Here is a 25,194-nt window from a genome sequence, read left to right as displayed (position 1 = left end):
GTCCTGGTCAGTCCTCGCTGACCAGGATCACCTCCAGCGTGCGCGGACCGTGCACCCCCTCGACCCGGTCCAGCTCGATGTCACTGGTGGCCGACGGTCCGGAGATCCATGTCAACGGGCGTGCCGGGTCGAGGCGTTCGAGCCCCTGCGGCACCGACGACACCACCTGGGAGGGGACCCGCACGACACAGACGTGATGGTCCGGGACGAGAGTGATCCGGCGCCGCCCCTGGTCGGGCGAGCCGTCCAGCACGATCGTGCCGGTCTCGGCGATCGCGACCGCGCAGGCCGTCACCACGCTGTCCACCCGGTCGAGTTCGTGCGGAGTGCTCTCCGCCCGGTCCGCCACCCGGGGCACCCCGGTCGCCGCCAGCCACCCCTCGTCCAGCCCGGGCGGTACCAGCACCGAAGCCGATCCGCGCTTCTCCAGCAGCCCCGCGATCAGCCCCGCCAGCCCCTCGCCGTCCGTCCGGTGCACGATCGCCCGGTAGTCCGCCAGGTTCTCGGCCAGCAGGTCCACCGTCTCCGCGACACTCCGGTTCCCGTGCTCGCGCGCATAGTCACGCGACACCGCCCGCTCGTACGGCGGGTCGTCCCGCGGCACGTCAGCCAGGGCCCGGCGTACCCGGCCCAGGATCCGCTCCCTGCTGTTCACCTGTCACCGCCCTTCTGGCCGCGGGTGCGCTGCCACCAGTCCCGGAAGGGCTCGGCGGGCACCGGCGGCAGATCACGCGACCCGCTCCACGCCCTGCCGGGGCCCGGCAGCGTACGGGGATGGAAGCGCCGGGTCCGGGAGGCCGCGCGCTGGCCGGTGCGCAGCGCGCCCGGGTGTGTGAACGCCCAGCGCGCCGCGCGCATCGCCGCCCGCTCCGCGGCATGCCCCTTCGCCGGCCGCAGCACCACCTTGTTGCCCGCCCGGGTGGCCTCGCCGCCCTGAACGACCCGTTCCCTCAGGTGCACCAGCACCTCGGGGATGTCGATGGCGACCGGGCACACCTCGTAGCACGCCCCGCACAGCGAGGACGCGTACGGCAGCGACGCGTCGATCTCGCTGCCCGTCCCCCGCAGTTGAGGGCTGAGGATCGCGCCGATCGGACCCGGGTACACCGAGCCGTAGGCATGGCCGCCGGCCCGCTCGTACACCGGGCACACGTTGAGACACGCCGAGCAGCGGATGCAGCGCAGCGCCTGCCGGCCGACCTCGTCGGCGAGGGTGTCGCTGCGGCCGTTGTCCAGCAGCACGAGATGGAACGTGCCGGGTCCGTCCTGGTCCGTCGTGCCCGTCCAGGTCGAGGTGTAGGGGTTCATGCGCTCGGCCGTCGACGAGCGGGGGAGTGTCTGGAGGAACACCTCCAGGTCCCGCCACGTCGGCACGATCTTCTCGATGCCGACCACCGAGATCAGCGTCTCGGGCAGGGTCAGGCACATCCGGCCGTTGCCCTCCGACTCCACGACCACCATCGTGCCCGTCTCGGCGACCATGAAGTTGGCGCCCGAGATGCCGACCTTGGCGCGCAGGAACTTCTCCCGCAGGTGCAGCCGCGCCGCCTCGGCGAGTGCGGCGGGTGTGTCGGTGAGGCCTTCGGGGGCCGGGCGGCCCCACTCGCCCATCTCGGACCGGAAGATGTCCCGGATCTCGCCCCGGTTGCGGTGGATGGCGGGGACGAGGATGTGCGAGGGCCGGTCCTTGCCCAACTGCACGATCAGCTCGGCGAGATCCGTCTCGTAGGCGCGGATGCCCGCGGCCTCCAGCGCCTCGTTGAGCCCGATCTCCTGCGTGGCCATCGACTTGACCTTGACGACCTCCGACTCGCCTGTCGCCTTGACGAGTTCGGTGACGATCTCGTTGGCCTCGGCCGCGTCGGCGGCCCAGTGCACGACGCCGCCCGCCGCCGTGACCGACTCCTCCAACCGCACCAGACAGCGGTCGAGATGACGCAGCGTGTGGTCCTTGATCCGCTTGCCGGCCTCGCGCAGCTCGGCCCAGTCGGACAGCTCCGTCACGGCCTTGGCCCGCTTGGCGCGGATGGTGTGCGTGGCATGCCGCAGATTGCCCCGCAGGGTCCGGTCGGCCACCGCCTCCCGCGCGGCCTCCGGAAACGCCGGCATCCCGAGATACGTCCCGCTCATACGGCCGGTTCCTCCTCCGTGCTCGCCAGGATCTCCGCGATGTGCACCGGCCGCATGCCGGTCCGCAGCCGGGCCATCGTCCCGCCGATGTGCATCAGACAGGAGTTGTCGGCCGCGCACAGCACCTCGGCGCCCGTCGACTCGGCGTTGCGCACCTTGTCGGCCCCCATCGCCGCCGACACATCGGAGTTCTTCAGCGCGAAGGTGCCGCCGAACCCGCAGCACTCGTCGGCCCCCGGCAGCTCGACCAGCTCCAGCCCCTTCACGGCTCGGAGCAGCCGCCGCGGCCGGTCGCCCAGCCCGAGTCCGCGCAGCCCGTGGCAGGTCGGGTGGTACGTCACCGTGTGCGGGTAGTACGCCCCGACGTCCGTCACGCCCACCACGTCCACCAGGAACTCCGTGAGCTCGTACGTCTTCGGCACCACCGGCGCCAGGGTGGCGGCCAGAGTGTCCCCACGCCCCTCGGCCCGGGCCCGCTCACCCATCCGCGGATACAGCTCCCGCACCATCGCCCCGCAGGACCCGGACGGCGTCACGATCGCCTCGTACTCACCGAAGACATCGGAGAAATGGCGGGCGAGCGGTTCGGCCTCGTGCCGGTATCCGGTGTTGTAGTGCGCCTGTCCGCAGCAGGTCTGCGCCATCGGGAAGTCGACGTCGACGCCCAGTCTGGTCAGCAGTTTCACCACGGCGCGCCCGGTGTCCGGATACAGCGTGTCGTTGACGCAGGTCAGGAACAGGGCGACACGCATCGCGGCTCCTTGTGGTCGATCATCGGATGAGTGCAGCGTAGTCCGGGCGGCACGCCCGGGGGAGACCCCATCAGTCCCGAGCGAGCCGGGCCTGCGCGGCGCGCCACCGCTCGGTCCCGGCCCGCGGCTCGTACCGGGTGAGCGGCTGTGTCCGCACGAGCAGCTCCCGCATCCCGGCCAGGTCACCGACCAGGCCGTGCGCCCGCGCCTGCACGAGCACGTTCCCGAGGGCCGCCGCCTCCGTCGGGCCCGCCACCACGGGCAGCCCGCACGCGTCGGCGGTCAGCTGGCACAGCAGCGCGTTGCGCGTACCGCCGCCCACCACGTGCACCACGTCGACCGGATGCCCGGCGAGCCGCTGCGCGTCCAGGACCGCCCGGCGGTGGGCGAGGGCGAGGGAGTCGAGGATGCAGCGCGTCACCTCGGCCGGCGAGCGGGGCACGGGCTGCCCCGAGTCCCGGCACGCCTCGGCGATCCGCTCGGGCATCCGCCCCGGCGCGAGGAACGCCGCGTCACCCGCGTCGACCACCGACCGCAACGCCGGCACCTTGGAGGCCTCCAGCAGCAGCGCCCCCAGGTCCGTCCCGTCCCAGGCCCGCACACACTCCTGGAGCAGCCACAGCCCCATGATGTTGCGCAGGTAGCGGACCGTGCCGTCCAGCCCCAGCTCGTTGGTGAAGTTGGCCTCCCGGCTCTCCTCCGTCAGCACCGGCGCGTCCAGCTCAAGGCCGGCCAGGGACCAGGTGCCCGTGCAGATGTAGGCGAACCGCTCGCCCGACGCGGGCACGGCGGCGACGGCCGAGGCGGTGTCGTGCGACCCGACCGTCGTCACCGGCACGGGCCCGGCGAGCCCGGTCTCCTCCAGCACCGCGTCCCGCAGCACACCCGCCGGATCACCGGGCTGCCTGAGCGGCGCGAACAGCCCGAGATCGATGCCCAGCCGTTCCGCCACCCCGTGGGCCCAGTCCCGCGTGCGCGGATCGATCAGCTGGGTGGTCGAGGCGTTGGTCAGCTCCGTGCCCTGCTCACCCGTCAGCCAGTACGTCAGCAGGTCCGGCATCAGCAACAGCCGCTGGGCCTGGGCCAGCTGGGCCGAAGCTCGCGCCGCCGTCAGCTGGTACAGCGTGTTGAAGGGCGCGTACTGCAAGCCGGTCGCCGCGTACAGCTCCTCCGCCGGCAGCGTCGCCCACACCTTCTCGGCGACGCCCTCCGTCCTGGAGTCCCGGTAATGCACGGGGTTGCCGAGCAGCGCCCCGTCCGTGTCGAGCAGCCCGTAGTCCACCGCCCAGCTGTCGATGCCGACGGAGTCGACCTGCCCGGCCGCCCGCAGCCCGTCGAGCACCCCCGCGTACAGACCGAGGACGTCCCAGCGCAGCCCCTCGGGCAGCCGCACCGGCCGGTTCGGGAAGCGGTGCGCCTCGGCCAGCTCCAGGCTGTCGGGGCCGACGCGGCCGACCATGACGCGCCCGCTGGACGCGCCGAGGTCGACCGCGGCGTACGCCTTCACGGCCGCGCTCATCGCAGGAAGGCGGCCGCGACGCCGGCGTCGACCGGGACGTGCAGCCCGGTGGTGTGGGTCAGGTCCCCGCCGGTGAGGGCGAAGACGGCACCCGCGACATGCTCCGGAAGCACCTCACGCTTGAGGATGGTCCGCTGGGCGTAGAACTCACCGAGCTTCTCCTCCTCGACCCCGTACACGGCGGCCCGCTGAGCCCCCCAGCCACCGGCGAAGATCCCCGACCCGCGCACGACACCGTCGGGATTGACCCCGTTGACGCGGATCCCGTGCTCGCCCAGTTCGGCGGCGAGCAGCCGCACCTGGTGGGCCTGGTCGGCCTTGGTCGCCGAGTAGGCGATGTTGTTGGGTCCGGCGAACACGGCGTTCTTCGAGGCGATGTAGACGATGTCGCCGCCGAGCTTCTGCGCGATCATCACCCGCGCCGCTTCCCGGGACACGAGGAAGGACCCGCGCGCCATGATGTCGTGCTGGAGGTCCCAGTCCTTGGCGGAGGTCTCCAGCAGCGGCTTGGAGATCGAGATACCGGCGTTGTTGACGACGAGATCGACCCCGCCGAAGGCCAGCACGGCCGCCCGGAACGCCTCGGCGATCTGCTCCTCGGACGTGACGTCCACCGTCACGGCGACGGCCTTGTCGGGCCCGCCCAGCTCCTCGGCGACGGCCTGCGCGTTCCCACCGTCGAGGTCCGCGACGACCACGCACGCCCCTTCGGCCACGAGCCGGTGCGCGATGGCCTTCCCGATCCCGCTGCCCGCGCCGGTGACGAACGCGACCCGTGTCGCGAGCGCCTTGGGCTTCGGCATCCGCTGGAGCTTCGCCTCCTCCAGCGCCCAGTACTCGATACGGAACTTCTCCGACTCCTCGATCGGCGCGTACGTCGAGACCGCCTCGGCGCCCCGCATCACGTTGATGGCGTTGACGTAGAACTCCCCGGCGACCCGGGCGGTCTGCTTGTCCTTGCCGAAGGAGAACATGCCCACGCCCGGGACCAGGACGATCGCGGGGTCGGCGCCCCGCATGGCGGGGGAGTCGGGCTCGGCGTGCCGCTGGTAGTAGGCGGCGTACTCCTCGCGGTACGCGGCGTGCAGCTCCTCGAGCCGGGCGACGGCCTCGTCGAGCGGAGCGCTCGGCGGCAGGTCCAGCACCAGCGGCCGGACCTTGGTCCGCAGGAAGTGGTCGGGGCAGGAGGTGCCGAGCGCGGCGAGCCGCGGGTGCTCGGCGCTCGCCAGGAAGTCGAGCACGACCTCGGAGTCGTCGAAGTGCCCGACCTGGGGCAGGTCCTGGGAGGCGACGGCGCGGACGTACGGCGCGAGCGCGGCGGCCCGCTCCCGGCGCTCACCGGCGCTCAGCGCGGCGTACCCCTCGATCACCGGCCCGAAGGGCTCGGGCTTCCCCCGCTCGGCGAGGAACGTCTCGGCGGTCCGGATGATGTGCAGCGAGTTCCGCTCGCACTCCTCGGACGTGTCCCCCCACGCGGTGATCCCGTGTCCGCCGAGAACGCACCCGATGGCCTGCGGATTGGCCTCCTTGACCGCGGCGATGTCCAGCCCGAGCTGGAATCCGGGCCGCCGCCACGGCACCCACACGACACTGTCCCCGAAACACTCGGCGGTCAGCTTCTCCCCGTCTGCGGCGCAGGCGAGCGCGATCCCGGAGTCCGGGTGCAGATGATCGACATGCGCGGCGTCGACGAGCCCGTGCATGGCGGTGTCGATGGAGGGAGCCGCCCCGCCCTTCCCGTGCAGGCAGTAGTCGAACGCGGCGACCATCTCGTCCTCACGCTCGACCCCCGGATACACGTCGACGAGCGCCCGCATCCGATCCAGCCGCAACACGGCCAGCCCGCCCTCGGTCAACGTCCCGAGATCCCCACCGGACCCCTTGACCCACATCAGCTCCACGTCACCCCCGGTGACGGGATCCGTCTCGGTGCCCTTGGCGGAGGCGTTGCCGCCGGCGTAGTTGGTGTTACGAGGATCGGCTCCGAGCCGATGCGACCGAGCGAGCAGAGCAGCGGCCTCGGGATGGGGTGCCATGACGGTTCCTTTTCGGAGGGGAGCGGGTGAGGTTCCTCAGGGGCGCGGGGAACTGCGCGACCAGCCACAACCGGCCCGCACCCCGCAGACAACAGATCTCGGCAGACGCTTACGCACCCCACCCCGCCTGCTGTCCCCCAACCCGCTCGGCGACGATCTTCTCGCCCCACCCGGACCGCCGGTACGCGGCAACAGGCTCGGGGTCCAACCCCATCTCCTCCCGCACCTCACGCAGCAGCGGCCGCACATCCGTGTTGTACGCGTCCATCACCACGGCGTTCGCCTCCAGCACATCCCCGGCCCGCTGCGCCGCGCTCAACGCGTCACCATCCACCAGCAGCGCCTTCGCCGTCGCCTCCTGCACATTCATCACCGACCGGATGATCGCCGGAATCTTCGCCTCGATGTTGTGACACTGGTCGAGCATGAACGCGACCTCGGGCGAGAACCCCCCACCCCGAACCACCTCGTACATGATCCGGAACAGCTGGAACGGATCCGCCGCCCCCACCATCAGGTCGTCGTCCGCGTAGAACCGCGAGTTGAAGTCGAACCCCCCGAGCTTCCCCTCCCGCAGCAGCGTCGCCACGATGAACTCGATGTTGGTCCCCGGCGCGTGATGCCCGGTGTCGACCACGACCTGCGCCTTCGGCCCGAGCTTCAGGCAGTGGGCGTAAGCGGTACCCCAGTCCGGCACGTCCGTCGCGTAGAACGCCGGCTCGAAGAACTTGTACTCCAGCAGCATCCGCTGCCCCTCGCCCAGCCGCTCGTAGACCTCCGCGAGCCCCTCGGCGAGCCGGTCCTGCCGCCCGCGGATGTCGTCCTGCCCCGGATAGTTCGTCCCGTCGGCGAACCACAGCTTCAGATCGCGCGACCCGGTCGCGTCCATGATGTCGACGCACTCCAGCAGATGATCCACGGCCTTGCGCCGCACCACCGCGTCCGGATGGCAGATGCTCCCGAGCTTGTAGTCGTCGTCCTGGAACGTGTTGGAGTTGATCGCCCCCAGCCGCACACCCCGCTGCTCGGCGTGCTTCGCCAAAGCCGCGTAGTCGTCGACCTTGTCCCACGGAATGTGCAGCGCGACGGTCGGCGCCACGCCGGTGAACTCGTGCACCTTCGCCGCGTCGTCCAGCTTCTCGTACGGATCGCGCGGCACGCCCGCCTGCGCGAACACCTTGAAGCGGGTGCCCGAGTTCCCGTACGCCCAGGACGGCGTCTCGACGGCCTGTGTCTTGAGAGCGGTTTTCGCCGCGGCGAGCTCGGTCACGTCTGGGCTCCTGAGGCATGGGGTCGTGACGACCACTGAGTGAAACGATTCAGGACGCGAAGCTATGGGGCCCCCGAAGGGGTGTCAACCCCTCCGGCCGAGCCGGTCTGTCGTGACCAGTGCGTGACCTACTGTCCTCGAAATTTTTTCGACCGGCACCCATTGACGTGACATGCGCGGCCCGCCTAACGTCCCGGCAACCCAGTTGAAACCTTTCACGACGCCGGGAGGGTCGTCCCGCCGGTGTCGTCGAGGAGCCCCCATGACCAACCCGTCCACCACGGGTCCGGCCCCGGTTCTGGCGCTGAGGGACGTCTCCAAGTCCTTCGGCGCGGTCCGCGCCCTACGGGACGTCTCCCTGGAGCTGTTCCCCGGGGAGGTGCACGCCCTCGCCGGTGAGAACGGCGCCGGCAAGTCCACCCTCATCAAGGCGCTCGCCGGGGTGCACCGGCCGGACGCCGGCCAGGTGCTGCTCGACGGTGCGCCCGTCACCTTCCACGGTCCCGGTGACGCCCGTGACGCCGGCATCGCCGTGATCTACCAGGAGCCCACGCTCTTCCCCGATCTGTCGATCGCCGAGAACATCTACATGGGCCGCCAGCCGCGCCGCGCCCTCGGCCGGATCGACCACAAGGCCACACACAACGCGACCGCCGCCCTCATGAAGCGCCTCGGTGTCGAACTCGACCCCGACCGGCCCGCCCGCGGTCTGTCCATCGCCGACCAGCAGATCGTCGAGATCGCCAAGGCCCTCTCCTTCGACGCCCGCGTCCTGATCATGGACGAGCCGACCGCCGCACTGACCGGCAGCGAGGTCGCCCGCCTCTTCGGCGTCGTACGCACCCTGCGCGAACAGGGCGCCGCCGTGCTGTTCATCTCCCACCGGCTGGAGGAGATCTTCGAGATCTGCGGGCGCGTCACCACCCTGCGGGACGGCGCCCGGGTCGGCAGCGAACCGCTGGCGGGCATGACCGAGGACGACCTGGTGCGCCGCATGGTCGGCCGCGACCTCGACGAGCTCTACCCCAAGCAGGACGTGCGGCCGGGCGAAACGGCCCTGAGCGTGCGCCGGCTGACCCGCGAGGGCGTCTTCACCGACGTCTCCTTCGAGGTGCGCCACGGAGAGATCGTCGGTCTGGCCGGACTCGTCGGCGCCGGGCGTACGGAGGTCGCCCGGGCCGTGTTCGGCATCGACCGCTGGGACGTCGGCGAGGTGGAGGTCGACGGGCGGAAGCTGACCAACGGCGCCCCCTCCACGGCCATGGCGGCCGGACTCGCCCTGGTCCCCGAGGACCGGCGCGCCCAGGGCCTGGTGATGGACATGTCCATCGAGCGGAACATCGGGCTCACCGGGCTGCGTACGACCGTGAGGGCGGGCCTGATGGACCGCGGCGCCGAGCGCAGCCGCTCCCTCGACTGGGCCGTCCGGCTCCAGGTCAAGTACGCCCGGATCGCCGACACCGTCAACACCCTGTCCGGCGGCAACCAGCAGAAGGTCGTGCTCGCCAAGTGGCTGGCCACCGGCCCCAAGGTGCTGATCGTCGACGAGCCGACCCGGGGCATCGACGTCGGCACCAAGGCCGAGGTGCACCGGCTGCTGTCGCAGCTGGCCGCCGACGGCGTGGCCGTCCTGATGATCTCCTCCGACCTGCCCGAGATCCTCGGCATGGCCGACCGCGTGCTGGTGATGCACGAGGGCCGCCTCACCGCCGAGATCCCTCGCTCCGACGCCACCGAGGAAACCGTGATGGCCGCAGCCACCGGGAGGGCCGCCGCATGACGGTCGTCGCCCCCCAAGAGGCCCCCGCGGCCGACGTGCCCAAGTCGAGCGGCACCCGGCTGGTCGACCGCGTGTTCAAGATGCGTGAACTCGCCATCCTGGTCGTCTTCCTGGTGATGATCGCCGTCACCCAGGCCGGCAACAGCGAGTTCCTCTCCGAACAGGGCATCAAGGACCTGCTGCTGAACGCGACGATCCTGGTGCTGGTCGCCACCGGCCAGTCCCTCGTCGTCATCACCCGCAACGTCGACCTGTCCGTCGGATCCACGCTGGGCATCAGCGCCTTCGCCGCCGGAACGTATCTCCAGGGCGGTGGTGACCCGGTCGTGGCGATCGTGCTGGCCGTCCTGCTCGGTATCGGTTTCGGCCTGCTCAACGGACTGCTCGTCAGCCTCGGCCAGGTGCCCGCGCTCGTCGTCACCCTCGGCACGCTCTACATCATCCGCGGCATCGACTCCGTCTGGGTGGGCTCCCGTCAGATCACGGCGGCCGATCTGCCGGGCGGATTCGTCGACTTCGGCTCCGGGGGCGTCTCGGCGGTGCCGTATCTCGCCCTGATCGCGCTGGCCGTCCTCATCGCCACCGCCTACTACCTCAAGCACTTCGTCAGCGGCCGCGAGCTGTACGCCCTCGGCTCCAACCCGGAGGCCGCCCGCCTGGCCGGCATCCCCGTCCGCAAGCGGATCCTCGCCGCGTACACCTTCTGCGGCGCTCTCGCCGGACTCGCCGGGGCGATGTACCTCGCCCGCTTCGGCAACGTCGACTCCGGCACCGGAAACGGCTACGAACTCACCGTCGTCAGCGCGGTGGTGGTCGGCGGCGTCGTCTTCACCGGCGGCTCCGGCAGCGTCTACGGCGCGGCGCTCGGAGCGCTCCTGCTGACCTCCATCAACAGTGTGCTGCCCGCCCTCGGCGTCAGCTCCGTCTGGGTGCTCGCCATCAACGGCATCCTGCTCATCCTCGCCATCGCGGTCGACCGGGTCGTCGCGCTGCGCGTGGCCTCCGCCCTGAAGAAGAGGAACGCCCGCCATGGCTGACATCTCCCTGAGCCGAGCGGTCCGCTGGGACACGGTGGTCGGCGCTCTCCTCGTCGTCGTCCTGTTGTTCTCCTTCGGCTTCGTCGACGGCTTCGGCAACGCGCTCAACCTGTCGTTCCTGATCGGCAACACGCTGCCGATCGCGCTGATCGCCCTGCCGATGACCCTGCTGGTGGTGTCCGGGGAGATCGATCTGTCGGTCGCCTCGACGGCCGGTCTGTCGGGTGCCGTGATGGGCGCGCTGTGGAACCAGGGCATGGCCATCGAGACGATCCTCCCGATCTGCCTGCTGCTGGGCGTGGTGTGCGGGCTGGTCAACGGGCTGCTGGTGACCCGGCTGGGGCTGCCGTCCCTCGCCGTCACGATCGGCACGCTCGCCGCCTACCGGGGGGTCGCGCAGATCGTGCTCGGGTCCGACGCGGTGACCGACTTCCCCTCGCAGTACCTGGACTTCGCGGCCGGGCGGCTCGGTGACACCTTCATTCCGTACGCCTTCCTGCCGTTCCTCGTCCTGCTCGCCATCGCCGTGGTCGCGCTGCACGCCACACCGTTCGGACGGTCGCTGTTCGCGATCGGGGCGAGTGAGGAGGCGGCGCGGTTCGCCGGGATCCGGGTGAGGCGGCAGAAGCTGATCCTGTTCACGGTGACCGGGTTGATGGCCTCGCTGACCGGGATCTTCTGGGCGCTGCACTACGCGAGTGCGCGGTACGACAACGCGATGGGGCTCGAACTGTCCGTCGTGGCGGCCGTGTTGCTCGGAGGGATCGACTTCGACGGGGGCAAGGGCACGTTGGGTGGTGCGATCGCCGGGGTGTTCCTGCTGGGGGCGTTGCAGAACGTGATGAGCCTCCAGGACGTCTCGGCGCAGTCGCAGATCGTCGTGACCGGTGTGTTGCTGGTGCTGTCCGTGCTGGGGCCGCGAGTGGCTCGGCAGATCGCCGTTGTGCGTGCTCAATCGTCGTCCGGCTGACCGCTCGTCGTGGCTGGTCGCGCCCACGCGGCGGAGCCGCATATCGATACAGCCCCGCGCCCCGAAAAAGCAAGGGCGCGTCTCACTCACCTTCGTCAAAGGAATCCGCCATGCGTAAGTCAACCCTGCGCCGCAGCTGTGCGGCCCTCGCCACCGCCACGTCCCTCGCACTCGCGTTGACCGCCTGCGGCGGCACCACCAAGAAGGACGTCGCGAACGAAGGCGCCTCCGCCGCCACCGCCGGCAAGGCCGACCCGAACGCCGCCACCAAGAAGGGCCTCACCGTCGGGTTCCTGCCCAAGCAGGTCAACAACCCGTACTTCACCTCCGCCGACAAGGGCGGCGAGAAGGCACTGAAGGAGCTCGGCTCCCATTACAAGGAGGTCGGGCCGTCCAGCGCCACCGACACCGCCGGGCAGGTCAGTTACGTCAACACGCTCACCCAGCAGCAGGTCGACGCGATGGCCGTGTCCGCGCAGGACCCGGGCGCCCTGTGCACCGCGCTGAAGCAGGCCATGAAGAACGGCGTCAAGGTCGTCACCTACGACTCCGACACCACGGCCGGCTGCCGCAACGCCTTCGTCTCGCAGGCCTCCGCCGAGGACCTGGGCCGCACCGAGGTGCAGCTGCTCGCCAAGCAGATCGACTACAAGGGCGAGATCGCGATCCTGTCCGCCGCGCAGACGGCGACGAACCAGAACACCTGGATCGAGTTCATGAAGGACGAGCTGAAGAAGCCCGAGTACAAGAACATGAAGCTGGTGAAGACCGCGTACGGCAACGACGACGCCCAGCAGTCCTTCCAGCAGACCCAGGGCCTGCTCCAGGAGTACCCGAACCTGAAGGGGATCATCTCCCCGACCACCGTGGGCATCAAGGCCGCCGCCCAGTACCTGTCCGGCTCGAAGTACAAGGGCAAGGTCAAGCTGACCGGCCTCGGCACCCCGAACGACATGCGCAAGTACGTCAAGAACGGCACCGTCGAGGCGTTCGAGCTGTGGGACCCGGCGAAGCTCGGCGAGCTGGCCGCCCGTACCGCCGTCGCCCTTTCCTCCGGGCAGATCACCGGCAAGGAGGGCGAGACCTTCAAGGCGGGTTCGATGGGCGAGTACACCATCGGCAAGGACGGCGTGATCAGCCTCGGCAAGCCGACCGTGTTCGACGCCAAGAACATCGACCAGTTCAACTTCTAGTTCCTGGAGGGTTGTTGATGCAGCGCGTGTGCTTTCTGCTGAAGGTCAGGGCGGACCGCCTCGACGAGTACCGCCAGCGGCACGCGGCCGTGTGGCCCGAGATGCTCCGGGCGCTCTCGGAGACCGGCTGGCACAACTACTCGCTCTTCCTGCGCGAGGACGGACTGCTCGTCGGCTACCTGGAGACCGAGGACTTCGCAGCCGCCCAGGCCGGCATGGAGGCCACCGACGTCAACGCCCGCTGGCAGGCGGAGATGGCGCCGTTCTTCGAGTCGCTGGACGGCGCCCGGCCCGACGAGGCCATGAAGCCGCTGACGGAAGTGTTCCACCTCGCATGACGATGGAGTCCACGAGATGCACAGACGTACGCTGCTGGCCGCCGCACTGGCCGGCGCCGTGGTGACCCCCGGCCTCGCCTCCGGCACCGCGCGGGCCGCCGACCCCGGTCCCTCCGTCACCCGGACCGGCACCACCACCCTCGACAGCCAGGCGATCTTCTTCGTGTCCTACGACGGCCTGGTCAACAACAACGCGTTCCAGAAGAACGGCCTGCTGACCTACAAGGGCTACCAGTACGCCGTCTGGTACACCGCCGACCGGGGCGCCGTCGTCGGCCGCCGCTCCCTCGGCTCGAGCACCTGGTCCACCGTGAAGGTCGGCCACACCCTGCGCTACGACGACTCCCACAACGTCATCTCCATGGGCGTCTCCAAGGTAGACGGCCGTCTGCACCTCAACATGGACTCCCACAGCGACGGCTTCACCTACGTCAAGTCCGTCGCCGGGCTGATGGACAACCCCGGCGGGCTGAGCTGGACCTCCAGTCGCTTCGGGGCACCGCAGTCCACGCTGGACGGGCTGGCGCCGACCTCGCAGTTCACCTACCCGCAGTTCGTCTCCACCCCGGACGGCAAGCTCCAGCTGAGCTACCGCGTCGCCGTCTCCGGCAACGGGCGCAACGCGCTCGCCGAGTACGACGGCAGCAAGTGGACCGGCCTGGGGGAGTGGTCCGCCGCCACCGGCACGTACACCAGCGAGCACGGCTCCTCGACCGCCCGCAACATGTACCTGCACGGCATCGACTACGACCGGAACGGCCGCCTGCACTCCTTCTTCACCTGGCGTGAGCAGAACGGTGCCGTGATGTGCGACGGCGGCGGCATCACCAACCACGACACCGGCTACGTCTACTCCGACGACCGGGGCCGCACCTGGCGCAACGACGCCGGTACCGTCGTCGGCGTCACCGGCGGCTCCGACAAGGTGTCCGTGACCGACGCCGGACTGGTCGTCGACCCGCTCGACCCGGACCACTCCCTGATGAACCAGGAGAGCCAGTTCACGGACTCCGCCGGCCGCCCGCACGCGATCATCTCCTATGTCCCCGGCCGCTTCGGGCAGTGCACCACGGACTACGTCGCCGACCGGACCAGGAACGGCCGCGCCTTCCACCTGCGCAGGAACGCCTCGGGCAGCTGGCAGAAGACCGAGATCCCGGTCCCGCTGAACTCCAGCCAGCGCACCAAGCTGATCCTCGACACGTACGACAACGCGTACGCGATCTTCCCGTTCGGCCGGATCGCCGGGGCCTCCGCCGCCTCCGGATACACGGACTGGAAGATCCTCTTCGACGGCAGCGGCCTGGGCGCCTTCGGCGAGGTCGTCATCGACGAGACGCGGGTCGCCCAGGACGGGGTGCTGTCCTTCATGTACCAGGAGAAGTCCAGCGGCACGACGCCCTCGGCCCTCCACGTGATCGACTTCCGCCTGCCCGCCTGACCGGATCCGGTCGCCGGGGCGGCATGCCGGTAATGTGAAGCCGCTCCGGCCGCCGCCCCCTCGTCTCCCCCTGGAGGTCCCTGCCCGATGGCCCAGTCGGTGGGTATCAAGGACGTCGCCCGTGCCGCCGGAGTCTCCGTCGGCACGGTCTCGAACGTGATCAACCGCCCGGACACGGTCGCCACCGAGACCCGGGCGCGCGTGCTGTCCGCGATAGACCGGCTCGGCTACGTCCGCAGCGAGTCCGCACGCCAGCTGCGTGCGGGCCGCAGCCGGATCATGGGGCTGCTCGTCCTCGACATGGGCAACCCCTTCTTCGTCGACGTGGCACGCGGCGCCGAACGCGCCGCACGCCAGGCCGGACTCGGCGTGATGGTCTGCAACAGCGCCCAGAACCCGGGCGAGGAGGCCGAGTACCTGTCGCTCTTCGCCGAGCAGCGGGTGCGCGGCGTGCTGCTCACCCCGGCCGACGCGACGGGCCGCAACATCGAGGCGTTCCGCCGTCACGGCATCCCGTTCGTCCTGGTCGACCGGGTCGCCGAGGGCACCACCGAGTGCTCCGTCTCCGTCGACGACGTCGCGGGCGGCGCCCTGGCCGTACGCCACCTCGTCGACGCCGGGCACCGCTCCCTCGCCTACGTCAGCGGCCCGCCCGGCCTCAACCAGGTCCGCGACCGGCGCACCGGCGCCCTCGAAGCACTCGCGGAGGCCGGGCTGGAGCCCGACGCGCTGCGCGAGCTGCCCACCGAACGGCTGGACGTCGCCGCAGGCCGCGACGCCGGAGCCCGGCTGCTCGGCCTCGCCGACCGGCCGACCGCCGTGTTCTGCGCCAACGACCTGCTCGCACTCGGAGTCCTCCAGGCCATGTACGCGGCCGGTGTCCGCGTCCCCGACGATCTGGCCATCGTCGGCTACGACGACATCGAGTTCGCCGCTGCCGCGGCCGTCCCACTCACCTCGGTGCGCCAGCCCGCCGTCACCATGGGCGCCATGGCGGCCGACCTGCTCCTGGAGGAGACGGAGGCCGAGAACGCGATACGGCCGCACGAACACCGCAGGGTCGTCCTCCAGCCGGAGCTGGTGGTCCGCCGCTCCAGCCTGTCCGCGCGCTGAGCCCGGCGCTGAACCGCCGTTCAGGAAGATTTCATGATCCGAACGGGCTACCCGCGGACGTCCCCTGTGATGAACTGGGACACGGTCCGAAAATCCGTCCGTCCCGGGAGCCCAGTTGACCGTCAGCTACCGCCAGCCCGGAGTCGTCCTCACCGACCGCCGCTTCACCGTCCCGCTCGACCACGACCACCCCGAGGGCGAGACGATCGAGCTCTACGCCCGTGAGGTCGTCGCGAGCGACAAGGCGCGTCAGGAGCTGCCGTGGCTGCTCTACCTCCAGGGCGGTCCCGGATTCGGCGCGGACCGCTCCGTCGGCAGGCCCGGCTGGCTCGGCCGCGCGCTGAAGGAGTACCGCGTCCTGCTCCTCGACCAGCGCGGCACCGGTCACAGCACACCCGCCAACCGGCAGACGCTCCCGCTGCGCGGCGGCCCCGCCGAACAGGCCGACTACCTCACCCGCTTCCGCGCCGACTCGATCGTCCGGGACTGCGAGGCCATTCGCGCGGAGGTCACCGGCGGCGCCCCCTGGACCGTCCTCGGCCAGAGCTTCGGCGGTTTCTGCCTGACCACCTACCTGTCCCTCGCGCCCGAAGGACTGGCCACCGCCGTGATCACCGGCGGGCTGCCCGCCCTGGACGCGCACGCCGACGACGTCTACCGGGCCGCCTTCCCGCGGGTCGAACGCAAGGTCGCCGCCCACTACGCCCGCTACCCGCAGGACGTCGAACGCGCTCGCCGCATCGCCGACCATCTGCTTCACCACGACGTAGTCCTGCCGAACGGCTACCGGCTCACCGTCGAGGCCTTCCAGTCCCTCGGCATCGTCCTCGGCACCGGCGACGGCAGCCACCGCCTCCACTACCTCATCGAGGACGCCTTCGTCCGCACCCCGCACGGCTCCACCCTCTCGGACGCGTTCCAGGAGCAGGCGCAGTCCCTGCTGTCCTACGCCCGCCACCCGCTGTACGCGCTCGTCCACGAGTCGATCTACGGCCAGGACGCCCGGCCCACCGCCTGGTCGGCCGAGCGGGTGCGGGCCGAGTTCCCGCAGTTCGACGCCGCCAAGGCCCTCGCGGGAGACGAGCCGCTGCTGTTCACGGGCGAGTCGATCCACCCCTGGATGTTCGACTGCGACCCGGCCCTGCGCCCCCTGCGCGAGACCGCCGACCGGCTCGCCGCCCGCACCGACTGGACACCCCTGTACGACCGGGCCCGCCTCGCGGCCAACACGGTGCCGGTCGCCGCCGCCGTCTACCACGACGACATGTACGTCGACACGGCCCACTCCCTGCGCACCGCCCGCACGATCCGCGGCCTGCGCACCTGGGTCACGGACGAGTTCGAGCACGACGGCGTGCGCACCGGCGGCTCCCGGGTCCTCGACCGGCTGCTGGCGCTGGCGCGGAACGAGGCGTGATGCCGCCGACGAGGCGTGATGCCGCGCCGACGAGGCGTGCTGTCCGTGGCGCGGACTAGTCTGCGGACATGACGACCACTCAACTCCAGCCCATGCCCGCCGACTGGAGGCGTGCCCTCGCGGTCGTGGCCCACCCGGACGACCTCGAGTACGGCTGCTCGGCGGCGATCGCGGCCTGGACCGACGAGGGCCGCGAGGTCGCCTATGTGCTGGCGACCCGGGGCGAGGCGGGCATCGACACGCTGGCGCCGGAGGAGTGCGGCCCCTTGCGGGAGCGGGAGCAGCGGGCGAGTGCGGCCGTGGTCGGCGTGTCGGGGGTGGAGTTCCTCGACCACCGGGACGGTGTCATCGAGTACGGCACGGCCCTGCGCCGCGACATCGCCGCGGCGATCCGCCGGCACCGGCCCGAACTGGTCATCACGCTCAACCACCGGGACACCTGGGGCGGCGTCGCCTGGAACACCCCGGACCACGTGGCCGTCGGCCGCGCCACCCTCGACGCGGCCGGTGACGCCGGCAACCGGTGGATCTTCCGGGAGCTCGTCGAGCAGGGCCTCGAACCCTGGGACGGCGTGCGCTGGGTCGCCGTCGCCGGCTCCAGCACGCCCACCCATGCCGTCGACGCCACGGCCGGCATGGAGCGCGCGGTGCGGTCGCTGCTGGAACACCGCACCTACATCGAGGGGTTGACCGACGAGGACCCCGAGACCTACGTCCGCGGCTTCCTGACCCAGCACGCCGAGAACACGGGGCAGCGCTTCGGGGGCAGGCCCGCGGTGGCGTTCGAACTGTTCAGCAGATGACGGGGGAGACGATGACAGGCAGCGGCAGCGGCAGCGAGGAACTGGCCGAACGGTTCGAGAAGCACCGCGGGCATCTGAGGGCGGTGGCCTACCGGATGCTCGGTTCGCTGACCGAGGCCGAGGACGCCGTCCAGGAGGCCTGGCTGCGGCTGAGCCGCACGGACCCGGACGAGATCCAGAACCTGGGCGGCTGGCTGACCACCGTGACCGGCCGCGTCTGCCTGGACCTGCTGCGCTCGCGCGCCGCGCGCCGCGAGGAGCCGGTGGGCGGCACCCACGACACCTACGACGCCTTCGTCCCCGACCCCGTGCTCAGTCCGCTGTCGCACCTCGACCCGGCCGAGGAGGTGCTCCAGGCCGACTCGGTGGGCCTGGCCCTGCTGGTCGTGCTGGAGAACCTGGCGCCCGACGAGCGGCTCGCGTTCGTGCTGCACGACATGTTCGCCGTGCCGTTCGACGACATCGCGCCCATCGTGGAGCGCACCCCGGCCGCGACGCGGCAGCTGGCGAGCCGCGCCCGGCGGCGGGTGCGCGGCGCCACCCCGTCGACGGAGCCGGATCTCGGCCGGCAGAAAGAGGTGCTCGACGCCTTCCTGGCCGCCTCGCGCGCCGGGGACTTCGAGGCCCTGCTCGGGCTCCTGCACCCGGACGTGGTGCTGCGGGCCGACTCGGGCGAACTGGTGCGGGGCGCCGCCGTGTCCAAGGTGGTCCAGGGGGCGAAGTCCGTGGCGGAGCAGGCGCTCATGTTCGCCCGGTTCGCGCGGTCCGCGGAGCTGGTGCTGGTCAACGGCACGGTCGGCATGGTCAACGCGCCCGAGGGACGCGTCCGGTCGGTCATGGCGGTCACGATCACCGACGGCCGGATCACCGGCATGTACATCCTGGCCGACCCGGAGAGGCTGGAGCGCCTGGAGGCACCCGGCCCGACAGAGCCGGACACCCGTCGGTGAGTTCTCGTTCCGTATGCTGAACCCCATGCGAGATCAAGCAGCCGCGCGAACGGAACTGCGCGGTGACTGCGAGCGGTGCTTCGGGCTGTGCTGCGTCGCCCTGCCCTTCGCGGCGTCGGCCGACTTCGCGGTCGACAAGGACGCCGGCACGCCCTGCCGCAACCTCCAGAGCGATCACCGCTGCGGCATCCACGCGAAATTGCGGCAGCGGGGGTTCACCGGCTGCACGGTCTACGACTGCTTCGGCGCCGGACAGCAGGTCTCGCAGGTCACCTTCGGCGGCCGGGACTGGCGGTCGGCTCCGCCGGAGGACGCCCGCCGCATGTTCGACGTGTTCCCGGTCGTCCGGCAGCTGCACGAGCTGCTGTGGTATCTCACCGAGGCCCTCGCCCTGCCGGCGGCCCGGCCCGTCCACGCCGAGCTGCGCACGGCGCTGGCGAAGACCGAGCAGCTCACCGGCAGCACCCCCGAGGAACTCGCCGAGCTGGACGTGGCGGCGCACCGTCAGGAGGTCAACGGCCTGCTGCTGCGGACCAGCGAGCTGGCCAGGGCGGGTACCAAGGGCCGCAAGAAGAACCGCCGGGGCGCGGACCTCATGGGCGCCCGCCTCGAGGGCGCCGACCTGCGCGGCGCGAACCTGCGCGGCGCCTATCTCATCGCCGCCGACCTCACCGGCGCCGATCTGCGGGGCGCGGACCTCATCGGTGCCGACCTGCGCGACGCGGACCTCACGGACGCCGACCTGACCGGGGCGTTCTTCCTCACCCAGCCGCAGCTGAACGCGGCCCGGGGGAGTGCCGGGACCCGGCTGCCGGAGTCAGTCACCCGCCCCGGGCACTGGACAGCGCAGCTCTGAGGCCGGCTCCCGCACCGCGCTCCGGCGCTCCGGACGCAGCCGCAGCCCGTCCGGCATCAGCGTCAGCCGTTCCGTCACGCGCAGCCGGTAGGCCGGGTCGGACCGGAGCTCGTAGCGGCGCAGCAGCAGGCCGAGCACCAGCGTGGCCTCGTGCAGGGCGAACTGGCGTCCGATGCAGGCCCGCGCCCCGGTCCCGAACGGCTTGAAGGTGTGCGGGGCCCGGGATCGTACGGCCTTCGCCTCGAAGCGGTCCGGGTCGAACCGCTCGGCGTCCGCGCCCCACACCTCGGGGTCCCGGTGCAGCATCGGCGTCAGCACCAGGGCCCACGCCCCGCGCCGCATCGGGTGTTCCCCGGCCAGGACCGTGTCCTCGCGGGCCTCCCGGGCGAAGGCGGGCGCCGTGGGCCACAGCCGCAGCGACTCGTCCAGCACCCGGCGGACGTAGCGCAGCCTGGCCACCTGCTCGTAGGCCGGCTCCGCCGCGTCTCCCCAGACCCGGTCCACCTCGGCACGGGCCCGGGCCGCGACCTCGGGGTGCCGGGAGAGGTAGTGCAGGGCGAAGGAGAGCGCGCCCGAGGTCGTCTCGTGGCCCGCAACGAGGAAGGTGATGACCTGACGGCGGACGTTCTCCGGTGCCAGCCGTTCCCCCGTCACCGGGTGGGCCGTCTCCAGCATCCGGTCGAGCAGGTCCCCCTGCCCACCACCGTCGGCGCGCCGGACCCGGACCAGTTCGTCGACCGTGCGGTTGAGGTGGGCGATGTCCTGCGCGTTGCGCCGGGTCGCGCTCCGCAGCAGCAGCGGAGCCAGCGGGAAGGGCACCGTGTTGAGCCGCTGCGCATAGGTCAGCGTGCCGATCATCGCGGTCACGAAGGGGTGCGGCCGGGCGCGATCGAACGACCCGAAGTCGTGGCCGAAGCCGGTGCGGGCGATCGTCTCCAGCGTCAGCTTGGTCATGTCGCCGGGCACGTCCACCGCCCGGCCCGCCCGCGCCGCCCGGTCCCAGTGCTCCGTGAGCCGGTGGGCCACGTCCAGCATCATCGGGTGGTAGCCGGACATGGCCTCGCGGCTGAACCCCGGGGCGAGCACGTCGTGCGCCAGCTGCCAGTTCGGTTCGTGGTTGTACGCCGTGAACAGGCCGTCCCCGGCGACCGGCCGCAGGTTGGCGATGCCGAGCCCCACGTGTTTGGCGAACCGTGACTCGTCCGCGAGGTCGGCCGTGTGCCGGGCGCCCCACACGAACACGAACTCCTTGCCGAAGGCCTTCCGCCGGAAGACCGGGCCCAGCCGGCGGGCGTAGCGCAGCGAGTCCTGGAGGGGAGTGCGCCGGTTCACGCCCACCACGTCGCCGAGCAGCGGGATCCGGTGCGGTGGATGCGGAATGCGGTCCAGCTCCGGCCAGCCCAGCTCGGCGCTCCGGAACCCGTTGGGCACCCCGGTGCGTATCGGCGCCTCCGTCATGTCGCGATCTCCCTTGATCCAACGGCGGTTCGCACGTGTTGTACGTGGGTTCAATAGGGCGCCTCAGTCTGGTCCCGTTGTTGAACCGACGTCAAGTAAAGTGCGGGCATGGCCGCGAACCAGGGCGGGCGCACGCGCCGCCGGCTCAGCACCGAGGAGCGCCGGGAGCAGCTCCTGTCGGTCGGGGCGCGGCTGTTCTCGGAGAATCCGTACGACGACGTGTGGATCGAGCAGGTCGCCGAGATCGCCGGGGTGTCGCGAGGGCTGCTGTACCACTACTTCCCGACCAAGCGTGACTTCTTCGCGGCGGTCGTGGAGCGGGAGAGCGAGCGGATGCTGCGCATGACGGCGGCGGTGCCCGGCGTCCCGGTACGCGAGCAGCTCCCGGCCGGGCTCGACACGTTCCTGGAGTACGTCGAGGCGCATGCGCACGGCTACCGCGCCTTTCACCGCGCCGACGCGGCGGGGGACCAGGCGGTGCGCCGGGTCTACCAGCGGGCCCTGGCCGCACAGGAGCGGCAGATCCTCGCGGCGCTGGCCGAGGACCCCGAGTTCGGCCCGGCCTTCGAGGTCCGGCCGGAGGTGCGGCTCGCCGTACGCGGCTGGCTGGCGTTCATCGCCTCTGTCTGTCTGGAGTGGCTGCGCGGCACGGAGTTGAGCCGGGAACAGGTGCGTGAGCTGTGTGCGCGCGCCCTGCTGGGCGTCCTCACGCCCTGAAAGGCCTCGTAAAGATCACGTGACGTGGTTGGCGCACACCCCGATGTTCGGTAGGTTAGGCAAGGCTTACCTAAGGAGGTCTGGGATGGGTGACGACAGCCAGGGCTGGACGGCGGCCCCTGCCGCGGCGGAGCGGGCGCGCTCGGTGCTCGCCGCCGCATGGTCCTGCTCGGTGACCGCGGAGGGCACGCGTGAGGAACTGGTCGGCGCGCACACGGTGACCGAGGACGGCAGGGTCCTCGTGACCGTGCCCGAGTACAGTGCGCTGCTCGCGGCCGCGATCTGCGCACCGCGCGGCGAACCGTCCGCGGTGCTGGAGTTCGCCGACGTCGCCCCCGTCCCGCTGCGCAACCGGATCCGCGCCCGGCTGTGGCTCGCGGGCTGGTTCACCGCCGAGGAGGACCGGCTGGTCTTCCGGCCCACGCGGGTGGTGCTGCGGCAGCCGTCCGGAGCCGTGGTCGTGGACCTCGACGAGTTCGCCGCCGCCGTGCCCGATCCGCTCACCACGGCCGAGGCCCGGCTGCTGACCCATCTGGCCGACTGCCACGCCGACGCGGTCGAGCGGCTCACCCGGCTCGTCGACTCCGACGCCCTGCACGGCGCCGTCCGGGTCCAGCCGCTCGGTGTCGACCGGCACGGACTGACGCTGCGCATCGAACGCGCCCGCGCCCACGGTGATGTACGGCTGGCCTTCCACACGCCCGCCGACGACGTCGCACAGCTCACCGAGCGCATGCACGTCCTGCTCGGCCAGGCGAGCGCCGCGTCCTGCCCTCGGGCCCTACAGCGGCAGCGCACAGACGGCGACCGGTGACGGAAACGGTTCACCCGCGCGCCGCAGCGTGCCGCTCGTCCCGTCCACGTGGAAGACGGTCACGGCGGAGGACTTCTGGTTCGCCGCGAACAGCAGCGTGCCGTCCGGCGAGAAGGCGATCTGGCGCGGGAAGTCCCCGCCGACCGGCACGGTGTCCAGCAGCCTGAGCTTCGCGCCGTCCGCCTCGACGGCGTAGCGCGTGAGGCTGTTGTGGCCACGGTTGGCGAGATACGCCCAGCGGCCGTTCGGGGTCACCAGGATCTGCGCCGGATAGCTCGTGCCCGAACCCGTCCCCGTGGACCGCCCCTCGCCGACGGACAAGCGGCCCGTGGCCGGATCGTACGCGCAGACCGCCACCGTGTTGTCGACCTCGTCGGCGAGGTAGGCGTACCGGCCGCCGGGATGGAACGTGAGGTGGCGCGGGCCGGCGCCCGGCCGGGTCCGCGCCCGTGACACCTCGCTGAGCGTGCCGGCCTGCTCGTCGAGCCGGTAGGTGTAAACGGTGTCCGTGCCCAGGTCGACGGCGAGCACATGCCGCCTGTCCGGGCTGGTGATGATCTGGTGGGCGTGCGGGCCCTGTTGTCCCGGCCCGGGCGCCGGACTGGAGTGCGTGACGAGGTCGGTGCGTTCGCCGAGGGCGCCCGAGGCGTCGATCGGATGCACGGCCACGCTGCCCGAGCCGTAGTTCGCGCTGAGCAGCCAGCGCCCGCCGGGATGGACCGACAGATGGCAGGGCGCCGCGCCCCCGGTGCTCCTACTGCCCAGGACCTTCCGGTCGGACAGCCGGACGGCGGTCACGGCGCCGTCCTCGCGCTCGTTCACCGCGTACAGCGTGCGCCGGTCCGGGTGGACCGCGAGGTACGAGGGGTCGCCGACGCCGGTGAGCGTGCCGGTGCCGGCGATACGGCCCGTCTCCGCGTCGTACGTGGCCAGGCCGATGCCCTTGCCGCCGCCCTCGATGGACGTGTAGGTGCCGAGGTAGAGGGGGCGCGGGCCGGAAGGGCGCCGGGCCTGCCGGGACGGGCTCGCGCTCGCCTCGGGGGCGGCCGGTGCCGTCGGGGACGCGGGCGGGGGCGCGTCGTCACAGCCCGGCAGCGCCGCGGCGGCGGCCCCGCCCGCCAGCGCGCCGACGAACCGGCGCCTGCTCCAGCCGCCACCGCTCATGTCGCCCCTCAGGTCATCGCTCGTCCCCGTCGCGACAGCCACCATGGCGTGGATCATCGCGGCGTGCAAGAAAGGCACCGGTCGTTGCGCCCTGTGCAACGCACCTCAGTGGGCACGTCCGCCGAACCCGGCCCGGTCGCGCCACAGCTGCTCCTGGACCCCGAGGCGCTCACGCAGCCGGGTCAGACGGGGCATCCGGGCGCGCTGCTCCCCCGACACACGGTCGAGTTCCTCGAACAGGCGCCGGGAGCGGTGCTCGGTGTCGAGCTCGTCGAGGATCCGGTTGACCTCGGTCAGGACGGCGCCGAACAACTGCCAGTGCCGCGTCTCGCGCTCGGCCTCCTCGCGCAGCAGCAGGGCCAGCTTGTCGCGGGTGCCCGCCGCGGTGCGCAGCTCCGTGGCGAGACGTTCCTCCGCCGATTCGGCGCTCTCACTGAGATGGGTGGTCACCAGCACCGCGAAACTCACCACGGCGTCGGCGATCTCGGACAGCAGCTGCTCCAGCGCGGCACCCGTCTCGGCCTCGAACAGCGGCTCCGGTTCCCGCTCCTTGGCGAGGTCGGTGAACGTGCGGGCGAGCACGCGCAGGACGACCGTGCAGATCTCCAGCGTGTCCAGGCCGGTGCGCAGCACCACCCGGTGCAGCAGGCCCTCCCGCACGCGCGGGTTGAGCCGCAGGCTGTCCTCGGCCTGCCGGAGCGCGGCGTCCACCTCGACGATGTCGTGGTCCAGGCGCCGCGCCTCGTACAGCCGCTCCTCCGCGCGGTCCACGGGCGTGCCGCCGGCGGCCTCCTCGCCCATGCGCAGCATCAGCTGCCGCAGCCGGCGCGCCAGGCCGTCGATGGACTCGCCCGCCTCCTCCACCCATACGGGCGGGGCCAGCAGCAGATTGCAGGCGAGTCCGACGGTCGCTCCGATCAATGTCTCCACCACCCGGGCCCACGCGGTGTTCCCGACGGTGGTGACCCCGAGGACCAGCATCGCGCTGATCGCGACCTCGGGTACGTACTCCTCCACCCGGACCAGCCGTCCCACGGCCAGCGAGGCCACCAGGAGCAGCGCCAGGCTCCACCAGGTCAGGCCCACCAGCAGGCTGAACGCGATGGCGACGAGGACCCCGGTCACCACGGCGTTCACCCGCCGGAAGCCGTTGGTGAGCGTGGCGTACAGCGTCACCTGGACGACCAGCAGGGCCGTCAGAGGAGCCGTGAGAGGTGCCTTCTCGGGGCTCAGCCGCAGCGCGATGACGTACGCGATCGTCGCCGCGGTCGCGGACCGCAGCGTCTGGACGACCACGGGGTCCCGGTGCTTGCTCAGGATCCGGGTGACGGGCGCCGCCCACTCACGTACCTCTCGCATCCTCGGGCTGTTCCCCTTCCCCTGGTACATCGAACGCATCCATGAAGGACGTTAGCGCCGGGGGAATCCACGGGCGA

At 71.4% G+C, this 25,194-nt stretch carries 22 protein-coding genes; 13 read left to right on the top strand and 9 right to left on the bottom strand.

Features of this window, described 5'->3' with window-relative positions; translation table 11 throughout:
- Positions 1–7 precede the first annotated feature (7 nt).
- The 6 genes from ABEA82_RS25905 to rhaI form a co-directional block, all read right to left on the bottom strand.
- Positions 8–655, bottom strand: a complete 648-nt coding sequence (locus tag ABEA82_RS25905) for a LutC/YkgG family protein (protein ID WP_345664061.1) — start codon at positions 653–655, stop codon at positions 8–10.
- Positions 652–2,130, bottom strand: coding sequence for a LutB/LldF family L-lactate oxidation iron-sulfur protein (locus ABEA82_RS25900; RefSeq protein ID WP_345664060.1), 1,479 nt, complete (start codon positions 2,128–2,130; stop codon positions 652–654). Before ABEA82_RS25900 ends, ABEA82_RS25905 begins: the two co-directional genes overlap by 4 nt.
- Entirely contained in the window at positions 2,127–2,882 is a 756-nt protein-coding gene (locus tag ABEA82_RS25895) for a (Fe-S)-binding protein (protein WP_345664059.1), read from the bottom strand. Before ABEA82_RS25895 ends, ABEA82_RS25900 begins: the two co-directional genes overlap by 4 nt.
- A 70-nt stretch (positions 2,883–2,952) precedes the next feature.
- Positions 2,953–4,401: a rhamnulokinase gene (locus tag ABEA82_RS25890; RefSeq protein WP_345664058.1), complete on the bottom strand. Its 1,449-nt coding sequence runs from the start codon at positions 4,399–4,401 to the stop codon at positions 2,953–2,955.
- Entirely contained in the window at positions 4,398–6,437 is a 2,040-nt protein-coding gene (locus ABEA82_RS25885; RefSeq protein WP_345664057.1) for a bifunctional aldolase/short-chain dehydrogenase, read from the bottom strand. The genes ABEA82_RS25890 and ABEA82_RS25885 overlap by 4 nt, the downstream gene beginning before the upstream one ends.
- Before the next feature lie 109 nt (positions 6,438–6,546).
- Positions 6,547–7,707 carry an L-rhamnose isomerase gene (gene rhaI, locus ABEA82_RS25880; RefSeq protein WP_345664056.1) on the bottom strand — a complete coding sequence of 387 codons (1,161 nt, stop codon included), beginning with the start codon at positions 7,705–7,707 and terminating at the stop codon, positions 6,547–6,549.
- A 262-nt stretch (positions 7,708–7,969) separates the two neighbouring features.
- Here rhaI and ABEA82_RS25875 point away from each other — a divergent pair, with 262 nt between their 5' ends.
- The 11 genes from ABEA82_RS25875 to ABEA82_RS25825 all read left to right on the top strand — a co-directional run bounded on the left by ABEA82_RS25875 (position 7,970) and on the right by ABEA82_RS25825 (position 19,605).
- Entirely contained in the window at positions 7,970–9,487 is a 1,518-nt protein-coding gene (locus ABEA82_RS25875) for a sugar ABC transporter ATP-binding protein (RefSeq protein WP_345664055.1), read from the top strand.
- Positions 9,484–10,524: an ABC transporter permease gene (locus ABEA82_RS25870; RefSeq protein WP_345664054.1), complete on the top strand. Its 1,041-nt coding sequence runs from the start codon at positions 9,484–9,486 to the stop codon at positions 10,522–10,524. The genes ABEA82_RS25875 and ABEA82_RS25870 overlap by 4 nt, the downstream gene beginning before the upstream one ends.
- Complete coding sequence (locus ABEA82_RS25865) at positions 10,517–11,494, top strand: ABC transporter permease (protein WP_345664053.1); 978 nt, start codon at positions 10,517–10,519, stop codon at positions 11,492–11,494. The genes ABEA82_RS25870 and ABEA82_RS25865 overlap by 8 nt, the downstream gene beginning before the upstream one ends.
- Positions 11,495–11,604: 110 nt before the next feature.
- A complete protein-coding gene (gene rhaS, locus ABEA82_RS25860; protein ID WP_345664052.1) occupies positions 11,605–12,687 on the top strand; it encodes a rhamnose ABC transporter substrate-binding protein in 1,083 nt (360 codons plus the stop codon).
- Positions 12,688–12,704: 17 nt separating this feature from the next.
- On the top strand, positions 12,705–13,025 hold the full coding sequence (locus ABEA82_RS25855) for an L-rhamnose mutarotase (RefSeq protein WP_345664051.1): 321 nt from the start codon (positions 12,705–12,707) through the stop codon (positions 13,023–13,025).
- A 16-nt stretch (positions 13,026–13,041) separates the two neighbouring features.
- Complete coding sequence (locus ABEA82_RS25850; protein WP_345664050.1) at positions 13,042–14,466, top strand: BNR repeat-containing protein; 1,425 nt, start codon at positions 13,042–13,044, stop codon at positions 14,464–14,466.
- 87 nt (positions 14,467–14,553) lie between these two features.
- Complete coding sequence (locus ABEA82_RS25845) at positions 14,554–15,579, top strand: LacI family DNA-binding transcriptional regulator (RefSeq protein ID WP_345664049.1); 1,026 nt, start codon at positions 14,554–14,556, stop codon at positions 15,577–15,579.
- Between the two features lie 115 nt (positions 15,580–15,694).
- A complete protein-coding gene (locus ABEA82_RS25840; protein WP_345664048.1) occupies positions 15,695–16,996 on the top strand; it encodes an alpha/beta fold hydrolase in 1,302 nt (433 codons plus the stop codon).
- 68 nt (positions 16,997–17,064) lie between these two features.
- Complete coding sequence (locus ABEA82_RS25835; RefSeq protein ID WP_345664047.1) at positions 17,065–17,799, top strand: PIG-L deacetylase family protein; 735 nt, start codon at positions 17,065–17,067, stop codon at positions 17,797–17,799.
- A complete protein-coding gene (gene sigJ / locus ABEA82_RS25830) occupies positions 17,796–18,749 on the top strand; it encodes an RNA polymerase sigma factor SigJ (protein ID WP_345664046.1) in 954 nt (317 codons plus the stop codon). The genes ABEA82_RS25835 and sigJ overlap by 4 nt, the downstream gene beginning before the upstream one ends.
- Positions 18,750–18,762: 13 nt before the next feature.
- Positions 18,763–19,605 carry a pentapeptide repeat-containing protein gene (locus tag ABEA82_RS25825; RefSeq protein WP_345664045.1) on the top strand — a complete coding sequence of 281 codons (843 nt, stop codon included), beginning with the start codon at positions 18,763–18,765 and terminating at the stop codon, positions 19,603–19,605.
- Here the strand turns inward: ABEA82_RS25825 and ABEA82_RS25820 are convergent.
- Positions 19,567–21,063, bottom strand: coding sequence for a cytochrome P450 (locus ABEA82_RS25820; RefSeq protein ID WP_345664044.1), 1,497 nt, complete (start codon positions 21,061–21,063; stop codon positions 19,567–19,569). The genes ABEA82_RS25825 and ABEA82_RS25820 overlap by 39 nt on opposite strands.
- A gap of 108 nt (positions 21,064–21,171) precedes the next feature.
- On the opposite strand from ABEA82_RS25820, the gene ABEA82_RS25815 reads away from it, so the two are divergent.
- Positions 21,172–21,780, top strand: a complete 609-nt coding sequence (locus ABEA82_RS25815) for a TetR/AcrR family transcriptional regulator (protein WP_345664043.1) — start codon at positions 21,172–21,174, stop codon at positions 21,778–21,780.
- Positions 21,781–21,865: 85 nt separating this feature from the next.
- A complete protein-coding gene (locus tag ABEA82_RS25810; RefSeq protein ID WP_345664042.1) occupies positions 21,866–22,594 on the top strand; it encodes a DUF2470 domain-containing protein in 729 nt (242 codons plus the stop codon).
- Here ABEA82_RS25810 and ABEA82_RS25805 read toward each other — a convergent pair.
- Both ABEA82_RS25805 and ABEA82_RS25800 read right to left on the bottom strand, forming a co-directional pair.
- Complete coding sequence (locus ABEA82_RS25805) at positions 22,562–23,758, bottom strand: lactonase family protein (RefSeq protein ID WP_345664345.1); 1,197 nt, start codon at positions 23,756–23,758, stop codon at positions 22,562–22,564. The two genes, ABEA82_RS25810 and ABEA82_RS25805, sit on opposite strands and share 33 nt — an antisense overlap.
- 105 nt (positions 23,759–23,863) lie before the next feature.
- Positions 23,864–25,117: an FUSC family protein gene (locus ABEA82_RS25800; RefSeq protein WP_345664041.1), complete on the bottom strand. Its 1,254-nt coding sequence runs from the start codon at positions 25,115–25,117 to the stop codon at positions 23,864–23,866.
- Between the last annotated feature and the right edge of the window lie 77 nt (positions 25,118–25,194).

Origin of the sequence: Streptomyces venetus (genome assembly GCF_039540295.1) — a bacterium.
Lineage (GTDB): Bacteria > Actinomycetota > Actinomycetes > Streptomycetales > Streptomycetaceae > Streptomyces > Streptomyces venetus.
Note: the sequence above shows the minus strand (reverse complement) of the source record. Positions and strands in the feature narration are given on the sequence as shown.